General features: G+C 41.3%; 2 protein-coding genes. One reads left to right on the top strand and one right to left on the bottom strand.

Going from position 1 to position 2,499, the window contains the following annotated elements:
* Window positions 1–182: 182 nt before the first annotated feature.
* The gene (locus LJE11_RS18855) at window positions 183–1,841 is read left to right on the top strand and encodes a glycoside hydrolase family 13 protein (RefSeq protein WP_008706829.1); all 1,659 of its coding nucleotides are present in this window, start codon (window positions 183–185) and stop codon (window positions 1,839–1,841) included.
* A gap of 89 nt (window positions 1,842–1,930) precedes the next feature.
* On the opposite strand, the gene LJE11_RS18850 is transcribed toward LJE11_RS18855, so the two are convergent.
* Window positions 1,931–2,317: a PD-(D/E)XK nuclease domain-containing protein gene (locus tag LJE11_RS18850; RefSeq protein ID WP_008706831.1), complete on the bottom strand. Its 387-nt coding sequence runs from the start codon at window positions 2,315–2,317 to the stop codon at window positions 1,931–1,933.
* Between the last annotated feature and the right edge of the window lie 182 nt (window positions 2,318–2,499).

The raw sequence follows: 2,499 nt of genomic DNA, 5'->3' as shown, positions 1-2,499 counted from the left end.
TTGTATGTCTCGGGATTTTGGCATATTCATGCCAAAACACCTCGCGGGATAGTGGAATGTGAACAGTAACACGTGTGTTACTATTATCAAAAATAATCTCATTTTCTTCATTGCGTTTTTTTGCACAATACAATATAATAATTTCAGAGTTTATTTATGCAAAAAGACGAAAGGATGTACATATGAAGCACAAAAAAGACTGGTATAAAGATCTGGTGATCTACCAGATTTACCCAAGAAGTTTTAAAGATGGCAACAATGATGGAATCGGTGATCTGAAGGGAATGATTGAGAAGCTGGATTATCTGAAGGAGCTTGGCATCAATGCAGTATGGATGTCTCCTGTCTATGCTTCTCCGAATGTGGATAACGGTTACGATATTTCTGATTACTTCGCGATCATGGAAGAATTCGGAACTATGGAAGACTGGGATGCTTTCCGCGACGGTGCACATGAACGAGGCATCGCCATTATCATGGATCTGGTCCTGAACCATTCTTCAGATAAACATAAATGGTTCCGGGAATCAAAGAAATCCCGCAATAATCCTTACAGTGATTACTATATCTGGCGTGATCCTGCACCGGACGGAGGCGCACCCAACTGCTGGATGTCCGTATTTGGCGGAAGCGCCTGGGAATATGTTCCGGAACGTGGACAATACTATCTCCATTTCTTTGCCAAAGAACAGCCGGATCTGAACTGGGATAATCCGGAAACTAAAGAGAAAATTTTTGATATTATCCGTTTCTGGAATGAGAAAGGTGTTGACGGATATCGCATTGATGCCATCAGTTATCTTGACAAAGGACTGGACGGACGTGCAGATATGAATGAACCCATTGGTACTGCAGCGTGTGTAAATCTGGAGGGAACCCACCGCTACATCCGTGAAATGGTTGCAGAAACAATGACTCCCGACAATCTAATGAGTGTAGGAGAAGTTAATATCAACAATGAACAGGATGCCATCAACTATTCCAGCGCAGCAAGCAAAGAATTTAACATGGCTATTCCATTTGTTTCTCCGATTGTTGAAATCCAGACATGGTCACCAGAGAAAATGAAACGTGATCTTAAGAAAGATTATGAAATCCTGAAAAAAGATGGATGGTGGGCAAGATTTTTAAGTAATCACGACAAACCGCGTCAGGTTTCCCTCTACGGAAATGATAGAGAATTCTGGTCAGAATCTGCCAAAATGCTGGCATGTTATCTGCACACGCTTCCTGGTACTCCCTTTGTTTTCCAGGGCGAAGAATTTGGAATGACCAATGTTGCCTTCCCATCTATCGATGATTACAATGACATTGATACCCGCAATTATTATAAAACCATGATCGAACAGGGAGCTTCTCCTGAAGAAGCACTGGCAGAATCCAGAAGTATCAGCCGTGATAATGCAAGAACGCCTATGCAGTGGAACGACAGCCCAAACGGCGGATTTTCTGAGCATACTCCGTGGCTGGGTGTCAATCCAAACTACAAACTCATTAACGCAGAAAGCCAGATGAATGATGACTGTTCTGTTTTCAAATTCTACCAGAATCTCATCGCACTGCGTAAGAAACATCCGGTAATGGCTCATGGAGATTTCAAACTCTGCTGCCCGGAAGATGGTCCGGTAATTGCCTATACCAGAAGTTACCAGGATGAAACATGGCTGGCAGTGCATAATTTCTCTGCATCCATGCAGAAATTCCATTATGGCGCTGAAGATATTGAATTACCGTGCAACACTCCCGTAATCATTTCCAATTACGGAGAAAACGAAGTTGAATACGGAATTGGAACACTTGTACTCAAGCCTTACGAAACTGTTGTGTTCCAGTTACATTAAGCAACTTCATCAATACAGACAGTAAAAAGCAGAACCATTGAATCACTATCCCTCAATGGTTCTGCTGCTTTTTTGTATTTGTTTTTCATTTATTTGACTGCCATTACTTTGCATTTCTTTTTGTAAAATGCAATACCATATTTCAAAATATGCTCTACTCCCTCTTCCAGCAGCTGCTCCTCGTATCGTCTGTCTTCTATCTGTTTTAATGCCTCTTCACTGACAGCTTCCAGATTCCCTGTTTCGGCATATTTTATTTCTATAATGATTCCAGTTTCCTGATCTTCTGTTTCTATCAAAATATCACTGTATCCATCACCCGATTCTTTATTTGATGACACACTCCAGTTCTGCTGAAATCCAAGAATTCCAAGTAAAATCCCATGATAAAAATTCTCTTTCATCTGTTTTTTTACAAGGGTATCCCGAATACTGATGGTCCTTTTCAGATAATTGTTCAAACTTTGTTCTACCACTTCGGAATTTCCATCTTTTAGTGCATTACAGAATTTTTCAAGTGCTTCTCCATTCTCAGAAACAGTTTTCGTGACATGCTCTCGCCACTTAAATCTTACAGATTTTGAAGTGGGAGCTTCCTGCTCAATTGCCCTTCAGGGCAAAGCTAAAACAGGCTATCCCCGCGTGTCCCGCGGTTCTT

The sequence above is a fragment of the Blautia sp. DFI.1.216 genome (assembly GCF_020594215.1).
Lineage (GTDB): Bacteria > Bacillota > Clostridia > Lachnospirales > Lachnospiraceae > Blautia_A > Blautia_A wexlerae.
Note: the sequence above shows the minus strand (reverse complement) of the source record. Positions and strands in the feature narration are given on the sequence as shown.

Bases quoted from the DNA above. Each gene is read 5' to 3' on its own strand.
- LJE11_RS18855 (WP_008706829.1), top strand. From the start codon at position 183: ATGAAGCACAAAAAAGACTGGTATAAAGATCTGGTGATCTACCAGATT.